General features: G+C 60.8%; 16 protein-coding genes. 2 read left to right on the forward strand and 14 right to left on the reverse strand.

From position 1 onward, the window contains the following. Nucleotides 1–181: 181 nt before the first annotated feature. The 8 genes from IEX27_RS10190 to IEX27_RS10225 all read right to left on the reverse strand — a co-directional run bounded on the left by IEX27_RS10190 (nt 182) and on the right by IEX27_RS10225 (nt 8,747). Nucleotides 182–1,231, reverse strand: a complete 1,050-nt coding sequence (locus IEX27_RS10190) for an amidohydrolase family protein (RefSeq protein ID WP_188720940.1) — start codon at nt 1,229–1,231, stop codon at nt 182–184. A 106-nt stretch (nt 1,232–1,337) separates the two neighbouring features. Then, a protein-coding gene (locus IEX27_RS10195; protein ID WP_188720941.1) for an IS5 family transposase occupies nt 1,338–2,107 on the reverse strand; the annotation gives its coding sequence in 2 pieces (ribosomal slippage) (nt 1,338–1,793 and nt 1,796–2,107; 768 coding nt in all). A 263-nt stretch (nt 2,108–2,370) separates the two neighbouring features. After that, nucleotides 2,371–3,312: an alpha/beta fold hydrolase gene (locus tag IEX27_RS10200; RefSeq protein WP_188720942.1), complete on the reverse strand. Its 942-nt coding sequence runs from the start codon at nt 3,310–3,312 to the stop codon at nt 2,371–2,373. Nucleotides 3,313–3,538: 226 nt separating this feature from the next. Continuing rightward, complete coding sequence (locus IEX27_RS10205; RefSeq protein WP_188720943.1) at nt 3,539–4,969, reverse strand: NAD-dependent succinate-semialdehyde dehydrogenase; 1,431 nt, start codon at nt 4,967–4,969, stop codon at nt 3,539–3,541. Between the two features lie 44 nt (nt 4,970–5,013). Continuing rightward, entirely contained in the window at nt 5,014–5,649 is a 636-nt protein-coding gene (locus tag IEX27_RS10210; RefSeq protein WP_188720944.1) for a nuclear transport factor 2 family protein, read from the reverse strand. Then, the gene (locus IEX27_RS10215; protein ID WP_188721049.1) at nt 5,642–7,177 is read right to left on the reverse strand and encodes a tripartite tricarboxylate transporter permease; all 1,536 of its coding nucleotides are present in this window, start codon (nt 7,175–7,177) and stop codon (nt 5,642–5,644) included. Before IEX27_RS10215 ends, IEX27_RS10210 begins: the two co-directional genes overlap by 8 nt. Next, nucleotides 7,174–7,623 carry a tripartite tricarboxylate transporter TctB family protein gene (locus IEX27_RS10220; RefSeq protein WP_188720945.1) on the reverse strand — a complete coding sequence of 150 codons (450 nt, stop codon included), beginning with the start codon at nt 7,621–7,623 and terminating at the stop codon, nt 7,174–7,176. Before IEX27_RS10220 ends, IEX27_RS10215 begins: the two co-directional genes overlap by 4 nt. A gap of 140 nt (nt 7,624–7,763) precedes the next feature. Beyond that, entirely contained in the window at nt 7,764–8,747 is a 984-nt protein-coding gene (locus tag IEX27_RS10225; RefSeq protein WP_188720946.1) for a Bug family tripartite tricarboxylate transporter substrate binding protein, read from the reverse strand. Between the two features lie 287 nt (nt 8,748–9,034). Between IEX27_RS10225 and IEX27_RS10230 the strand changes: the two genes are divergently transcribed. After that, complete coding sequence (locus IEX27_RS10230; RefSeq protein ID WP_188720947.1) at nt 9,035–9,859, forward strand: MBL fold metallo-hydrolase; 825 nt, start codon at nt 9,035–9,037, stop codon at nt 9,857–9,859. A gap of 121 nt (nt 9,860–9,980) precedes the next feature. Here the strand turns inward: IEX27_RS10230 and IEX27_RS10235 are convergent, their stop codons facing one another. Genes IEX27_RS10235 through IEX27_RS10260 form a run of 6 tightly spaced genes read right to left on the reverse strand, consistent with a single transcriptional unit; the run spans nt 9,981 to nt 15,926 of the window. Further along, nucleotides 9,981–10,757, reverse strand: coding sequence for an enoyl-CoA hydratase/isomerase family protein (locus IEX27_RS10235; RefSeq protein ID WP_188720948.1), 777 nt, complete (start codon nt 10,755–10,757; stop codon nt 9,981–9,983). Nucleotides 10,758–10,778: 21 nt separating this feature from the next. After that, entirely contained in the window at nt 10,779–12,914 is a 2,136-nt protein-coding gene (locus tag IEX27_RS10240; protein ID WP_188720949.1) for a CaiB/BaiF CoA transferase family protein, read from the reverse strand. Nucleotides 12,915–12,954: 40 nt separating this feature from the next. Then, nucleotides 12,955–13,419 (reverse strand): Zn-ribbon domain-containing OB-fold protein, encoded by a 465-nt coding sequence (locus tag IEX27_RS10245; protein WP_188720950.1) that lies wholly within the window; start codon nt 13,417–13,419, stop codon nt 12,955–12,957. Then, nucleotides 13,416–14,585, reverse strand: a complete 1,170-nt coding sequence (locus IEX27_RS10250; protein ID WP_188720951.1) for a thiolase family protein — start codon at nt 14,583–14,585, stop codon at nt 13,416–13,418. The genes IEX27_RS10245 and IEX27_RS10250 overlap by 4 nt, the downstream gene beginning before the upstream one ends. Then, nucleotides 14,575–15,510 carry a beta-ketoacyl-[acyl-carrier-protein] synthase family protein gene (locus tag IEX27_RS10255; protein ID WP_188720952.1) on the reverse strand — a complete coding sequence of 312 codons (936 nt, stop codon included), beginning with the start codon at nt 15,508–15,510 and terminating at the stop codon, nt 14,575–14,577. The genes IEX27_RS10250 and IEX27_RS10255 overlap by 11 nt, the downstream gene beginning before the upstream one ends. Continuing rightward, nucleotides 15,507–15,926 (reverse strand): hypothetical protein, encoded by a 420-nt coding sequence (locus IEX27_RS10260; protein ID WP_188720953.1) that lies wholly within the window; start codon nt 15,924–15,926, stop codon nt 15,507–15,509. The genes IEX27_RS10255 and IEX27_RS10260 overlap by 4 nt, the downstream gene beginning before the upstream one ends. Before the next feature lie 336 nt (nt 15,927–16,262). On the opposite strand from IEX27_RS10260, the gene IEX27_RS10265 reads away from it, so the two are divergent. Further along, on the forward strand, nt 16,263–16,985 hold the full coding sequence (locus IEX27_RS10265) for a GntR family transcriptional regulator (RefSeq protein ID WP_188720954.1): 723 nt from the start codon (nt 16,263–16,265) through the stop codon (nt 16,983–16,985). The last annotated feature ends 1 nt before the right edge of the window (nt 16,986 follow it).

Below are 16,986 nucleotides of genomic sequence, written 5' to 3' on the forward strand. Positions count from 1 at the left end.
GTCGAGAAGCTGCAGTCCGGATTCCATGTGCTTCGCTTCGGCAAGCACGGGAGGCTCAGCAGGGGGTATTCCGCCCGCCACCGGATGATCCGGGGGCTGTAATCTGCCTTTGGCCCCGCAAGGCGCTCGATGATTTTGATGCAATTCGGATGGAAAACCAGCTCCACTTTCCCGGATTGAGCTAGGTCAGCCGGTAGAAGCGTGAAGCTGAACCGCAGAAAAGGTCGGCTTTTTCGCTGGACGAGTATGGTTCTGCGAGAAGCTTGAAGGCATTCCACAGAACCGTGTAGCTGCACGTCCCCTTATCCGCAGGGAAGTTGCTTTCGAACATGCAGCGAGACGGGCCAAATGCCTGAATGAGCGCGTCGATGTAGGGATGCCAGGCAGCAGCAAGCTCGGTCGATGATGGCGGCGTTGCGCAAGCTTCGAAGTCGAATCCGGCAAGGCGCATGCCCAGGCCTCCAAGTTTCATGTAGACATTGTCGAGGCGCGCCAACGCTTCAATGTTGGTGCGCCATTCGCGAAAGCTTTCGGACAGATCACGGCCGTAGGAGGCCACCCCAATCGGACCGCCGCAATGGTCGACGACGATCATGGTCTCTGGAAAGCTACGGGCGAGATCCAGCACTTCGGGCAATTGACGTTGGAAAACGAAGGCATCGAAGGACAGGCGGAAGGAAGCCAGGCACGCAAAGCCTTCGCGGAAAGAGGGCTCCGCCAGCATGCCAGGACGACGCTTGACAAGTTTCGCCATCAGCTCTTCGTCTGCATCCCATCCCGTCATCCGGCGAATACCGCGCAGCCGCCCACGGCCGGCTTCGATAGCTGCGGCGAGCACCTCCTCTACCTTGCTTCCGAGCGACAGATCGACCGTGCCGACGATGGCGCTGCAGATGTCAGTCTTTCCATATGCCTTGCCAGCCTCAGCCGCTTTCGCCGCAAACTCCACCTCGCCGATCGGCCGAAGCTCTTCAGGTCCGCCCTTGCGATAGCGCGAGCCGCATTCCACATAGACACTCGCGACGACGTTGTGCCCGCCAGCGAGATCTTCGGCGAAATCGTCGAGCAGGTAGCGGTTGCCTGCGTACTCCCAGAGATGGTGGTGCGCGTCCACGATGGGCAGTGACGGGTCGATCGGTTCTTCCTCGTGGAGGGCCAGCCAATCAGGCCGCGGGCTCCCGAACATGGCAGGAATCGTCCGGATGTAGCGGCGGTTCTTTTGTATATCCATGCAACGCTCCTCCCTCGCGCGCCCGACATTCTCCCGCGGGTGGGAGAACCGGCAATAGATGTGAGTGGGTATGTGGACTCGAACCGGGAGACAACGACAATTCGGACTAGGTGACCGACTCATAACTCCGCAACCAGATGCGTATTGACGCGAGTTGGACAGAAGCGAGGAAGTTGTCGTCGCGCTTGTCATATCTGGTTGCGATTGCCCTGAAGTGTTTGAGTTTATTAAAAAAGCGCTCGATCACGTTGCGCTGTCGGTAGACCCATTGGCTGAACGGGAAGGTTTTGACGCGGTTCGGCATGGCGCGGATGTTGGCCCATGCGCCGCACTCGGCCATTGTGGCGCGCAGGCCGTCGCTGTCATAGGCGCGGTCGGCGAGCAGGATGTGCCCGGCCTCTACGGTTTCGAACATGTCGGCGGCCGAGCGACCGTCATGGGCCTGGCCCTCGGTAAGCTTGAGGCGGATCGGACGCCCCTCGGCATCGACAAGCGCATGGATCTTTGTGGTCAGGCCGCCGCGCGAGCGACCCATGCAACGGGATCGCTCGTCTTTTTTTGGTCGTTGGCGGCGTGCTGGTGAACGCGGATCGAGGACGAGTCGATTATCTGCACGTCACCGTCGTAAGCAACTGATATAGCTTTGAGAATACGCCCCCAGTAGCCTGCCCTGCGCCACCGATTGAAGCGATTGACGCAAGTCGTGTGCGGACCGTAGCGCGCCGGAATGTCGGCCCACGGCGCACCTGTGCGCAACCGCCAGAAGATGCCGTTGAGAACCTTGCGGTCATCGGCGCGCGGCACCCCGCGCACCTTCGTTGGAAGCAGCGGCTGAATCACAGACCACTCGAAATCCGTCAGATCGAAACGCGCCATAACAACCTCCTGCAAGTTGCAAGAAGGGAATCACAACAGCTCCAATTTGGGAATCCCTTTTATGGGTATGTGTCCTAGAGCGGCTCCAGGAAAAGTGCAAAGCGGCTTTCCGCCAGAACGGCGAGAAAACAAAGACGTAGCAGTTCAGGTTTCTGTGGAAGTCTGAACTGGACTAGATCCGCCCTGGGTAGCCCAGAATTTCGGCTTCACCTGTAGGGCACGCCTGGTTGGTACCCATCCCTGCCGAGTGCGCGCAGCCGGCGCTACAGACCGCCGTCTGGGCACGCGAAGATGGTGCGCAGCACGGAGACCAAAGCGAGCGGCTGGTCGACCATCACGTGGTGAGCGGCCCCAGGAACAGAGATCAGAGGAACATCACAGCCGCACACGCTCTTGATGTAGTCGACGTCCTCCGGCCGGTAGAGTGACGACTGATCGCCGAGAACGATGGTGTAGGCAATGTCCTTCTTGTGCGGCAGGTCCTCAAGGGCGTCCTGGCGATGCGCGTTTCGATGTTGAGGATCAAAGCACCACCGCCATCCCCGCTGACCATCTGCCGCTATTTCGGTCACCGACCGACGGGCGATATAATCAGCGATATAGAGGTTATCGCAGGGCTGCTCGGGCGAGAAGCGGAACCGCCGAAGCGCCTCTTCCAAAGACGGATAGATCCGGTGCGGCCTTCCCGATTCCTGCATCCAGCGGCTGCGTCTCAGAGCCAGTGCTTCTTCCTTGAAGATGGGTGGATCAACCAGCACGACCGCGCGAAAACGATCCGGAAACATTTCGCAGAGCCGTGCCGCGACACGGGATCCGAACGAATGAGCGACCAGGATCGGGCGCTCATTTCCCGCGTTGAGCCCGCCTGCATCGAGTGCAGCCAAGGCCTCTTCCGCCAGTACAGAAATCGGGTAGGAATTCCGCCAGCCTGACCGCCCCATGCCCGACCAGGATGTAGCGGCAACGCGGTAGTTTTCACTGAAGAAGGGCGCGATAAAACTCCACCAGTCGGCGTGCGCGCCCTTCCCGTGGAGAAAGAGCAACCCGGGATTGCCAACCTTGCCCCATGTCAGAAGCTCGATGTCCACGCCATCGACAGGAACAAAGCTCCGCTCCGGCCGGACGGCGATGACGCGCTCGAACCAGGCAGGCGCTGGTACCGCCTCGCCTGTGAGGAAGGGCTGGAGCTCAAGCTTCGTGTCCACCGATCAAACCTTCATGGCGCCCATAGGATGACGGGCAGCCTTGCCCCTGCTGTTGCCCCAATTTCCCGACGCATCCGCCGCCAGTCAAGCGCAGAGCGGTTGCGATAGGAGCGTCAGTTGCCTCCATTCGCCATCCAGCTGCCGCCGTCAATTGCAATCGTTGCTTCGTCGGCCATTTTACATGCAGGGGTGCACGACAGCGAAGCGAGCGTAGGTCCGCCGCCATTCACACCGTCTGGGCGAAGAACTTGGTCGTCAGATACGCGTCGAGACCTTCGATGCCGCCTTCACTGCCATAGCCGCTGTCCTTAACACCCCCGAAAGGTGTTTCCGGCGAGTTCAATGGCGCGCCATTGAGCGAGACCATGCCCGATCCCAGTTCCTCCATCGCCACGTTGGCAGTGTTGAGTGACCGCGTGAAGACATAGGCGGCGAGGCCGAAGGGCAGGCTGTTGGCGCGCTGGATCACCTCGTCGCGATCTGAAAAGCGCACGATCGGGGCGAGCGGCCCGAAGGGTTCTTCCGTCATGATCATGGCATCATCCGGAACATCGGTCAGGACCGTAGGCGCGAAGAAATTGCCCTGGTTGCCGATGCGGTTTCCACCCACCGCAAGTCTTGCACCGCGCTCCACCGCATCGGAGACGAAAGTTTCCATGGCGCCCACGCGCCGGCTGGCGGCGAGCGGCCCCATCTGGGTGCCCTGCTCCATGCCGTTGCCAACCTTGAGCGTTTCGGTGATTTCCTGGAAACGCGATACGAAGGGGTCGAAGACGCGGTCATGGACGTAGAAACGCGTCGGTGCAACGCAGACTTGGCCCGCGTTGCGGAACTTGTTCGCAGCCGTGACCTTCGCCGCCAGATCGATGTCGGAGTCGTCGAAGACCAGCACCGGCGCGTGGCCGCCAAGCTCCATCGTTGAGCGCTTCATGTGCTGGCCCGCGAGCGCCGCCAGATGCTTGCCGACGGAAACGGAACCCGTAAACGAGATCTTGCGGATGATGGGCGATGGAATGAGATAAGCCGAGATTTCGGCAGGTACGCCGAAAAGAAGGTTCAGGACACCCGCCGGCAGACCGGCATCATGGAAGCACCTAACCATCTCGACGACACAGGTGGGAGACTCTTCCGGCCCCTTGATGATGATGGAGCAGCCTGCCGCAAGCGCACCCGCGATCTTGCGGATGCTCTGGTTGATCGGGAAATTCCATGGCGCGAAGGCAGCCACCGGACCAACCGGCTCACGGATCGTTTGCTGACGCACGGCTGGCGTTCGCGATGGGATAACGCGGCCATATGCGCGCTTGCCCTCTTCCGCACACCATTCGATGTGCTCAGGCGCAAGCATCACCTCCATCCGCGCTTCTGCAAGCGGCTTGCCCTGTTCGCGCGTCATGGCCTCCGCCAGGAGATCCAGGCGTTCGCGGATGAGCTGCGCGGCGCGGCGCATGATGCCCGCCCGCTCGTGCGCCGTCATTTTCCGCCACTTGTCAAAACCCTTTTGCGCAGCCTCAAGGGCGCGGTCCATGTCCTCCTGCTTGGCGTGCGGCAGACGGCCGATCACCTCTCCAGTCGCGGGATTGAAGATGTCACCCTCCGCTCCGCCGGCAGCGGTGCAGAAGGATCCATCGATATAAAGCGCCGGAAATGCTTGCATGATCAGTCTCACATGGTTCGTTGTTGGGCCGGCGGGAGCGCAGGCTATTCGCCGCCGCGCACCCAGGCTCGCTCGCCAGCGTAGAATGCTTCCAGTTCCTGCGGACGGTCGTCTCCCAGATGATCCGGGTTCAGCTTCACACCGCGGCTGGTCTGGAGGTAGCCGATGAACTTGTAGGAGGGACGCAGCGTCGCCAGAACGTCCTTGTCGATCGGCAAGGTCTGGGAATGGTCGACCGGGCGCATGATGTCTCGCTCGAAGATCACCCGGAAGGTAAGCAGTTTCCAGCGCCCATCCTGCCTGACGGCCCGGGAGAAGAAGCGGCAGATCACCTCGACATCGACCTCAATGTCCATGAGTTTCGGCCGGCTTGCAATCATTGCCGAACTTTCCACCGTGGCACGATCCCCGCAAATGTCGGCATAGGCGGGAAACACCCAGTGCGTGCCTGGCTGACGGTCACCCATCCACTTGCGCGTCGCCTCGACATAGGCCTCCGCACCCGTCCCATGATACCAGGTGGTGCTGACGTAGGCGTCGTCATGGAAGCACTCCCGCATCTGCTCGAAGCGACGTCTGTCGCGGGCGAGCCGCTCGCGCCGCACCAGGTCGAAGAGTTCTTCGCGGTCGATCAGCTCCCGCAGGCGGCTTTCGGCTGTTTGCAGGCTACTCTCAGGCATTTGTGCTTCCATCGATCACGGGCTCCTGAACTTTGCGGGGAAAGAGTGCCGAGTAGGCAGACGTCACAACGATGGCGAGGGCGATGAGCAGCAGGACAAGGCTGACCGGTCGCTGCAGGAACATCATGAAATCGCCGCGCGAAAGCACCTGCGAACGGAGGAAATGTTCCTCGAACATGGGGCCCAGCACGACGCCGAGGATCAAGGGAGCCAGCGGAAGGTCCAGGATGCGGAAGAAATAGCCGAGCGCCCCTGCGACGAACACGATCCATATATCGAAGCTCGACTGCGCGATGCTGTAGATGCCCATGCATACGAAGGCCAGGATGAACGGATAGAGCGCGCGGTATGGAACGGTGAGAATCCGCGTCCAGATGCCGATCATCGGGATGTTGAGGATCACCAGGATGACGTTGCCGATCCAGAAGCTCATGATGAGCCCCCAGAAGAGTTCAGGCTTTTCAGCGATAACCGCAGGCCCTGGGGTGATGCCGTTCATGATGAGCACGCCCAGCATGATCGCCATCGTAGCGCTGCCGGGAATGCCCAGCGTCATGGTCGGGATGAAGGCGGTCTGGTCGGCGGCGTTGTTGGCTGTCTCCGGCGCAACCAGCCCTTCCATGGCGCCCTTGCCGAAACGAGACGGATCGTCAGCCAGCTTGCGCTCGACAGCGTAGGAGATGAAGGAAGCGATCAGCGCCCCGGTGCCGGGCAGGATTCCGAAGAAGGAGCCAACCGCGGAGCCGCGCAGGATCGGTTTCCACGACCTTCGCGCATCGTCACGGGTCGGGATCATGGAGCGGAGCGTTACCTTGAACTGGTTCACCTCGTCGGCGAAGCCGCTCTTCAGGGTCGAAATGACCTCGGCGACACCGAAGAGGCCGATGGCTACCGCCACGAGCCCCACGCCATCCAACAGCTCGTTTGAACCGAAGGTAAAGCGCGGGATGCCACTGCCGATATCCTGGCCGACCAGGCCCACCATGATGCCGATGATGACCATGGCGATACCCTTGAGCGGCGATTCACTGCCGACAGTCGAGGCGGAGACAAGGCCGACGATGATCAGGGCCACGTATTCCCAGGGACCGAATTCCAGCGCCCATTCCGCAATGGTGGGGGCAAACAGCATCATCAGGATGATGCCGATGCTGCCACCAACGAACGAACCGATCGTGGTCATGGAAAGAGCAGCGCCTGCCCTGCCCTGGCGGGCGAGCGGATAGCCGTCCAGACATGCGACGGCGCTTGAGGGCGTGCCGGGCAGGTTCAGGAGGATTGACGCTGTCGAACCGCCATAGGCGCTGCCGTAGTAGATGCCGGCGAGCATGATCAGCGCCGTGGTCGGCTCCAGATGATAGGTGATCGGGAACAGGAGCGTAATGGCGACGAGAGCGCCGATGCCCGGCAGCGCGCCCAGGAGCTGGCCAAGGAAGACGCCGAGCAGGCAGTACCAGAGATTGGTTGGACTGACAGCAACGCTCAGGCCGATGGCAACATGATCATAGAGTTCGGCAAGAGCGTTCATAGCGGCCACGCAAACAGCTTCAGATGCAGGTTCATGATGTAGACGAAGATGATCACCATCAGCGCGGTGACTGCTGCGGACAGGATGATCGTAGTGAGAATGTTTCGGCCTGGAACCGCAAAATATGAGATGACCATCAGGACCATCATGCTCGGCACGACGCCGAACGGATCAACCGTGGCCGCAAAGATCGCCAGCGCCAGCAGGACCAGCCCGCCAGCACGCAGGTTGACCTCGATCGAATGTCGCTGCCGCAGGAAGGATAGAAGGAAGATCGCGATGGCGATCAGCAGAAGGGTAACACCAAGGAGAAGCGGGAACATTCCCGGCCCCATCCTCGCCATGTTGCCTATCGGATAGGAGAGATATGCGTAGATCGCGACGAAGGCGCCCAGTGCCCCAAGGACAACACCGGCAACCGCATCGCGATTGATGGAAAGGTTCATCAAGCTTCCCTTTGTGCAGCGGGCAAACAGAAGTGGCAGCTGTTCAGCGCCCACCCGCGCGACATGGTCTCAGGAGGAGAAAAGATGCGGCGTGGACGAGAGGCAGGGTGGCGCTGCCAAGGCAGCACCACCCATTGCCACTACTCTGCCCCCAACTTCATTGCGCCCGATTCAATGACCTTGGCGAAGTCCGTCCGGTCCTGTTCGAGAAGGGCCTGCGCCTTTTCCGGCGAGCTTTCAGCCGTTACCGCGTAGCCGAGGTCTTCCAGACGCTTGGTGATGTCCGGATCGGCCAGAACCTCGTTGGTCGAGGTGGAAAGCTTTTCCAGAACCTCCGCAGGGGTGCCTTTCGGTGCAAAGAGCATCAGCCAGGCGCTGGCGCGGATCTGCGGGAAGCCTTCTTCGGCAGTCGTTGCGATATCAGGCAATGCCTTGGAGCGGGCGTCGGCAAGAGATGTGACGAACTTTAGCTTGCCTGCTTCCACGCCGGAGAAGAAGCCCGTGGGGAAGCCGAAGCCGATGTCGACCACGCCGCTCATCATGTCGCTGATCATGTCACCAGCGCCCTTGTAAGGCACCATGTTGAAGTCGAGGCCAAGCTCGGACTGGATCAGCGATGCAGCGAAGTGGCTGACGCCGCCCGTACCCTGCACTGCCAGGTTGATCTTGCCCGGGTTCGCCTTGGCGTATTCCACCAGCTCGGCGAAGTTGTTCGGTTCAAAATTCTTGTTGGCCACAAGCATGATCGACGCATCGGTCAGCTGGGTTACCGCGACGAGGTCTTCCACGTCATAGGGAAGGTCCTGGATCGTGTACTTGACGTTGACCACCGGCGTGTTGGGGGACAGCATGATGGTGTAGCCGTCCGCCTTGGCCTTGGCGACAAGATTGGTTCCGACCGTCGCCGAACCGCCCGGGCGGAAATCCACCAGCACCGGCTGGTTGAACTTCTTGCTGAGCCCGTCAGCAACCATGCGGGCAACCGGATCGGATCCGCCACCGGCAGGGAAAGGAACGATCATCGTGATTGGCTGGTTCGGCCAGTCAGCTGCCGTAGCCGGCAGGGCAAAGGCCGTAACTGAAGTGGCTACCGCAGCAGCCACGCAAAGAAAATCTAGTCTCACGTCTTCCTCCCTAAACTCTTGTGAAAATTTCCTCTTGAGATATCATTATAACATTATCTCTTTGCCGACAAGCGTGGCGGGATAAAATTAGCTCGTGAATGCTCCCCGGGCTTGCAGGAACATGGACCGTTTCCCTGCGCGAAACGCCGATACCACCAATCTCAAACGGCCAAACGAGGTAGGATCACCAATGCCCAGCTCGCCGGAATTTCGTGGCAAATTCCGTGTGTTGCTGAATAGATTATAATGTCATATTATATTTTTAGATCGAGCAAATCGGAGCTGTAATGGCCTTCCAGACTGAACCGGAACCTTCACGCGGCAAGGCCATCGAAGTATTGCCTGGCGTTCTTCGTATCACGGCGGAGAACCCGGGACCGATGCGGTACCACGGAACGAACGCCTACATTCTTGATGATGGTGCAGACGTAGTCGTGATCGATCCCGGGCCGGATGATGGAAAGCATCTGGATACGATCGTGGATGCAGCCGGGCGCATCAGCCTGATCCTGCTCACCCATGGCCATGTCGATCATGCGGAGGGCATCCGCAGTCTCCAGAAGAGAACCGGCGCACCGCTCGCCGCCTTTTACAAAAGCACAAGCTCAGATCGCGTGCCGGATATTGCACTGGAGGATGGATCACGTGTTGGCTCCTTGACCGCAATCCACACGCCGGGACATGCTGCCGATCACCTGTGCTTTGCGCGCGGCGACGGCGTCCTCTTCAGTGGCGACCATGTCATGGCTTGGTGCAGCACCGTGGTCGGGCCTCCGCCCAATGGCGACATGCTGGGATATTTCCGCAGCCTGCAGCGGCTGATCGACAGACCTGACCGGGTCTATGCGCCGGGACACGGCCCGCTACTCCATGAGCCGAAGCCTTTCGTGCAGGAACTTCTCGACCGGCGGCTGGCGCGTGAGCAGGAGATACTGGAGGCGCTTGGACGCGGGCTAACGAGGCCTGACGACATCCGCAGTGCGCTCTACAGCAAGAAGACGAACCCGGTCCTCGTCAATGCAGCTTACCGCAACGTCTTGTCCCATCTTGCAAAACTCGTGATGGAGGGCCGCGTGCGGGAACTGGAGAACGAGACCTACATCCTTGCCTGACGACTGATTTCGCGCGACCGATAGACCGGTTCAGACTTTCACAGAAACTCTGAACTGCTTTAACTCTTTGTTGCTCGGGGTTCCGGACGGAAAACCGGTTCCCACTTTTCCTGGAACCGCTCTATTCCCCTGTGAAATTGGGCTTTCGCTTTTCGGCGAAGGCCGCCATGCCTTCCTTGCGGTCCCGCGACTGGCTGAGCGAAGCCGCTATGGGCAACTCCCACTGGATGGCTTCGGCCAGCGGCATTTCGATGCCGCCATAGACGGCTTTCTTCATTGCGGCGAGGCTCAAGGGAGCGCGTTCGCCAAGAGTGCGTGCCATGCTCAGGCATTCCTGGAGTGCCCTGCCCTGCTCCGTCTGGCGGTTGATGAGGCCGATCCGATAGGCTTCGGCCGTGCCGATCACATCGGCCATGAAGAGCAGTTCGAGCGCGCGGGAGGCGCCGATGAGACGCGGCAGGCGCTGCGAGGCGCCGAAGCCCGGCAATGTGCCAAGGCGTGAACTGGTGATCCCGAACTGAGCGCCCTCCCCCGCAACGCGAATATCGCAGGCAAGGGCAAGCTCCAGACCACCCGTCAGGCAATGGCCCTCAATCGCGGCGATGACCGGCTTTGCACATTGCTCCATGCTGTCGGTGACCCGGTGCCAGGCCGCAATGGCTGCGCTTGGATCGCCGCTGGCGGCTGCCTCCTTCAGGTCGCGCCCGGAAGAAAAGACGCTCTCGTTCCCAGTGACGATGACGGCGGAAACGCCCTTCAGCTGGTTCGCCTCCGTCAGCACCTCGACCAGTTCGGCCATCATGCGGATGCTGATGGCGTTCCGGTTTTCGGGCCGGTTGAGCCGGACGACCAACGCCTTCTCGACCGTCTCCACCATCAGGGTTTCAAACTGTGTCATCGCAGCTCCTGCCTGGAACGATCAAGCTTCGGGTTCAAATGCGATCCCGTGCTCCTGCAGTATAGCGGCGGCGTCGCTGTTCGGCTCCGGTGCAATATGAGAAACCGTAGGTGGCGTTTTCTCAAGCCGCAGCGGGCTGTCCAGCATCGGCCATTCAAAGCCGGAACTATGCAGGTAAAACCAGATCTTGCGCTCCAGCGACTGCGGAAGCTGCGTCGCCTCTTTCAGGCTCAGCACAGGAAAAGCCTTCACGCCCTCCTGCCGAAGCCGGTCGGCAAGCTTATGCTTGGCAAGGGAGCTTGGTTCGGTGGAGCCCTCAAAGTCCTCGGCGAAGACATAACCGTCGCTGCACTCGATGACTGCCGGAGCCTTGACCTTGCTGCCGTTCCAGGCGGTCTGCGTCAGCCATGCGGTGACATCCTGCATGGACATGTCGATATGCTGGCCACGTCCGGTTCGCTCCCGGTGATTGAGTGCGCCAAGGATCGCTACAGCGGCCATGATGCCGCCGGTGGTATCAGACGAGGAAATTCCCGTTTTCAGGGGGATGCGAGAGTCGCTCAGGGTTGCCATGAAGCCGGACATGGCCTGGATCACCGTGTCGAACGCCGGCCTTGTTGGGTAGAGTGAGTCCGCGCCGAACCCGCTGATCGAGCAATAGACGATCCTGGGGTTTAGCTCGAGAACGCGCGCGGGCGGCAGACCGAACTTGGTGAGCGCGCCGGGCTTCATGTTTTCCACCAGTACATCGGCCTGGCACACCAGTTCGCGCAGGACGCCGCGATCCGCTTCCTTTGTCAGGTCGAGCGTCAGCGAACGCTTGTCCGCGTTGTTCAACCGGAAGGTGATGGAGCGGCCGTCAATATGGGGCGGCCAGGTGCGTGATTCATCGCCGCCCGGACGTTCTATCTTGATCACCTCGGCCCCGAGATGGGCCAGATGCTTCGCGCAGAGCGGCGCGGTCGTGTACTGGCCAAGCTCGATCACCTTGATGCCGGAAAGCGGCCGCTTCAGCACGGCGGGAGCTGTACGTGCGGGTTGTGGCCGAAGCTGATCAATAAGCTTCGTGATCGCGTCCCGACTGCCGTCTCGAGCAGGGATCTGCGTCGGTGCCTGCCACGGCGTTTCCGATAGGCGCATAGGCGATCCGGGAACAAAGACCGCCCTGCCCGACTGCGGATCAAGCAGTTCGTGGATCATGCGGCGATGGTCCAGATTTTCCTCGCGCGGATAGCCCTCGACAGGCGCAATGGGGCCACAGGCGACCACGGCGCGGATCATTTCGTCAACGCATTCGGCGGTTGTCAGCGTCTTCGTCCAGGTTTCGATGGCTTCATCGATTTCCACGATGTTGCGAATGCGCTCGCCCTGGGTGCGGTAGGTCTCGGCGAGATCCGGGCGACCCATCGTCTGGCAGAGGCGTTCCCATTGAGCCTGATTTCCGGCGCAGATGAGCACCCATCCGTCGGATGTCTCGTAGGTATTCCAGGGAGCAACCGTCGGGTGGCGATTGCCGAGCCGCGTCTTCTTCGCCATCGGGTCCGTCAAAGTGGAGGCCAGGAACGTATTGAGCGAGATGAATCCGCAATCGAACAGGGAGACATCGAGGTTCTGCACAACGCCCTGCTGCTCCCGTGCATAAAGCGCGGAAAGCGCGCCAATTGTCGAGTAGACGCCTGTCAGATAGCTGACGATCAGCAGGAGGATCGGCGTCGGCGGTCCGTCGGCGAGGCCGGTCGTGTCGGAAACGCCTGTCAGCGCCTGGATCTCGAACTCGGTCGCGGGTTCTCCGGCCAGCGGCCCGACCTTGCCGAAGGCGGTAATATCGCAGACGATCGTGTTCTTCGCCGCCTCAAGCACCTTGCGAAACAATGGGGTATCCACGTCGCTTGAAGTGAGGACGAGATCGCTGCGCTCGATCAGCCCGGCCAGCATGCGCTCATCTTCGATTACGCCTGCACGTGGAGCAAAGCTCAGCTTGCCTGCCGCCATTACTGGCCGATGGGAGCCCTTCAGATCGTAGCGTGCGGCATCTCCATCCGTTTCGATCGACACCACGGTTGCGCCGAGCTGCATCAGCAGGTTGCCGGAAATGGCGGCGGCGAGCCGCGTGCCAAGTTCAACAACGAGCAGTCCGGAAAGAGCTTGTTCAGTCATTCGAAAATCCACGTGGCAGGCGCGGCAAGGGGCGCGCGTTTCAGTCGATGAGTTCAAACCAGAAGTCGGACCAGTCGCCTTTCGGCTCGTCGGCGAAAACGACGGTGCAAGGTGCGCCAACCAGCGACAGCGACGTCATCTCACCTTCGGGAACGCCGCGCAGGTAACCGGCGGATGCAGTGTCTGCGCCTTCCAGCTGGACGAATACGATGAGCTTCGGCGTGGTGCCGGGCAGGATGGTGAAGGTTACGATCCTGCCCTTCGGGCCGATCGGCACCAGCTCCGTGACGGCTGAGAACGTCACCTCGCAAAAGCTTGTGGGCGGAAAAATCACCCTCCCCTTTTCACCCGATGCCCGGGCGGCCAGCAGCTGCTTTTCCTTCAATGCCTCGAAGAATTTCAGCAGCAGGGGATCGGCATGATACTTCTGCGGAACGTCCCAGCTCGCCTGGACGAACTCTATTCCTTCCGGGTCCTTGCGAACCTGTTCCCTGGCCCCGCTCATATCGCAAGCACTCCCACTTCATGGGTCTGGAACAGACCACCGATGGCCGTGACTACCGCGCGGCCGTGCCTGATCTCTACCTGGCAATCTCCAGCCTCACCGCGCAGCTGCGCCGTCGCGTCTGCGATGCGGACAAGTGCACCGGCGCTGATCGGGTTGCCGCATGTCGCGCCGCCCGTTGCATTGACCGGGAGCCTCGAGCCGCGATGAAACTCGCCTGCATCAATGCGCCGGGCCGCCTCACCCTTCGCGCAGAGCCCCAGACCCTCAATGCTCAACAGCTCGAAGATGCTGAAGGACGTGTAGACCTCCGCGAAGTCGAGTTCCTGCTGCGGGTTTGAAATTCCAGCGGCTGAATAGGCGCGTTGCGCGGCCTGCGTGACATCGGACCCGTCGAGATAGCTTGTCCATCCGGGCACCATCTGGGCGCCAATGGATTTCGCACCCGCAAAATTGCCGAACCCTTCGATCCGCACGGACCGCTTGGAATTCGCCTTGCCGATCACCACGGCAGCCGCACCGCTGGTGCGCGGCGAACTTTCCAGGCGCTTGATCGGCCAGGAAAGTACGGGGGAATCCAGCACTTCTTCCGCAGTCACAGGTTTGCGCAGCTGAGCATAGGGATTGCCGACGCCGTTCAGCCTGTTCTTGACGATTGGAGCAGCAAAGATCCGCTCGCTGACGCCATGGGTGGCCATGTAGTGCGTGCTCTGTAAAGCCGCCGCTGTGATAGCGTTGATGGGCGCCTGCCCGCTGGTGAACGGATCGTGCATCTGGGCGAGCGCGCCGCGCAGGCTGTCGCCTTCGTCAGCCAGATCGGCTGCGACCACGAGAACATGTTTGGCGCGGCCGGAGGCGACGTAAGAAGCGGCGAGCCGGACCGCCGAAAGGCCCGAAGCCGCCGCAACATGCACGCGGCCGAGGAAGGCGTGGGCTCCGGGCAAACCGGCGATGCCCCAATATTGGGGTTCGTCAACACCAAGGGTCGCGGTAGGCGCCTGCGCCAGAATGAGCCCGTCGATTTCGTCCCGGGCGAGCCCGGCGTCCTCTACCGCACGCGCCGCGACGGTAGCGAGCAAGTCCGGGTAGGTCATTTCCGGGATGCGGGTGCGCATGGGAACCTGCGCCACGCCAAGGATCGCAGCCATATCGTCTTTATGCCGCATGGCTCCCTCCCGCACGAAACTGGATTGCCGTCACATGCTGCCCAAGCGGTCCAGCGAGATCGATCAGCAGCCCGGATTGCCGCCCACTTTCCCCCGCCGCTGCATGCAGGGCAGCAAGGTTACGCAGCGGCGATGCCGGACCGAACCAGCCTTGCGAGCTTCCGCCATGGGCGTTCGTGCGCTTGGCTCCCGGGATTGCTGCTAGCGCGCGCAGTTCGAACGACGGACTTTGCCCGCAGATCTCAATGAAACCCGGATCTTCCAGCTTTTTAGTGACTTCCTCCACCCAGATTGCGGGATCAAGATTGCCATCGAGCGGGATCTGGGCACGCGAAGCAAAGCCGATGTGATCAAAGATGAGACCCGCAGCATTTTGCTGCAATACAATCGCGGCCGCGCCATCGCAGAAGGTGGCCGGTTCGCTCTTGCCCCAAGTGATTTCGCTCATGCGCGACGCAAGTAGTCCGACATCTTCTCGGGAAATCAGGCCCTGATCGATCAGCGATTGCTCCTGCATCGCCTGGAGTGTCGCCACGGAAGCACCGAGCGGCCTTAGATAGAATGGATCGAACTGATTGGTCCGGCTGTCGAACTCCGCCAGCTTCGAGGCAGCGCCCCAGCCGACAAGCAGAACGGTCTCCGCATCACCCGCTTCGATGGATGACGCTGCTGCCATCAGCGCGTGACCGGCAGACGAGGGAATGTTGAGATACGATTTTCCGAATCCGCCAGCCATGTCGGATCGAACCGGGACCATCATCCCGTCGAGCGCGTCGCTCGCCACCGTGATCACCATGTCGACGTCAGCGAGTTGAATGGCTGCGTCGGCGAGAGCGCGCTGGATGACATCCTGGACGACTGCATCCATTCCGCCAGCGATCTGCCTATCCAGCGTGTATGCTGCTCCTGAAATGCCGGCCCTCATGGATTTGCCACCAGCTCAAAGATGGGAAGCGTTGCAGCATCATCCGATGTCACAAACTTTGCGGTCAGCGCGGCGCCCGGCGTGAGCCCGGCCGGTTCGTCGCATTTGACCAGCGCGGCTGTCACCACATCTGCACCATCGATCCTGACGGTTGCGAAGAACTTGCCTGCCGGGATGCTGCCCCCCGCATTGTCGTTCGGTGCATAGGTCACAAGCGCGGCACGGGGTCCGACCTCCACCCACTCGCCAGCTTCCCCCGTATCGATTGGCGGAACCGTCACGCCAAGGCTCTGCGTCTTCCATCCCACGAGCTTGCCTTCGCGCACTGCCCGGATGAAATGGCTGCCAAGCTTTCCGGCGGAGTGGCGGAAATGGGGTTGCCACCGCAGATTTCGAACGCCACGCTCGTCAGACACATTGCACCTCCCTCAACCACTTTGACCAAATGTTATAACAATATCTCTTTTAGGAAAAGACGGAATTTTTCCCTGAGTGTTCATGGTGGACCTGGCTCGGATTTTCACAGCGGAGCGAGCAGGATCGTTCTCACGCGGGTCCGTAGACTAGCTACGGCAAAGCCGCTCCAGCGCTTGGGCCATCCTGGATTGACAGTCCGCCGAGCGGCCCATATGTAAACATCTGGAGGCTGGGGGCAGGCCAGAACGGGCGGGCACCAGATTCCTTATTATGTTAATAAGGCAACCTGCTCTCGGTTTTGTAATAACTTTATGAAGACTGGCCCATCGTCTCACATGGCAAAGAAAACACGCTTCTCCGCATATGGCAGTTTACACGAACAGGTTCGGCAGGATCTGCTCGACCGCATCCTCGCCGGGGAGTATCGTTACGGCGACCGGTTGCCGCCGGAAGACGAGCTTTGCCAATACTATGGCGTGAGCCGGATCACGGTGCGCCGGGCGGTTTCCGAGCTTGCGGCACAGTTCATCGTCGTGCGGCGCAGGGGCGTTGGCACGGAAGTCACCTTTCGCAGTTCCAACCGCCGCGTGTTCCGGCTGTCCGGCTTCTTTGAGAACAACTCGCTCTTCCAGCACGACCTGCATTTCGAGAAGACCATCGAGGCGGATGAGAATCTGGCGAAGATTTTCGATTGTCCCGTCGGCACACCCGTCGTTCACCGCCGTGTGGTGACCCACCTCGACAAGAAGCGTTTCACGCTCGCCGAGATCTATTCGCGCGGCGATTCCAAGAACTGGTCGCTGGGCCATCGCATCGAGCGGGCTGAGCAGGAAATTACCGCCGAACTCGCCGACGAGACCGTATTCGAATGCCTCGGACTTGCCGTCGGAACGCCGATGCTTGCGGCCCGGCGGACCTACTACACGGCCGGCAATGAACGCGTGCGCTACCTCTATTCGCGCTACCATCCGGAAAACTACCGCTTCCTGGTGGATTTGCAGCCCGGCAGCGGCCAGCCGATGTTCGAAAGCAACATCACGCCGCCCGACATGCGGTAGC

The organism is Nitratireductor aestuarii, from assembly GCF_014641695.1.
GTDB classification, from domain to species: Bacteria; Pseudomonadota; Alphaproteobacteria; order Rhizobiales; family Rhizobiaceae; genus Chelativorans; species Chelativorans aestuarii.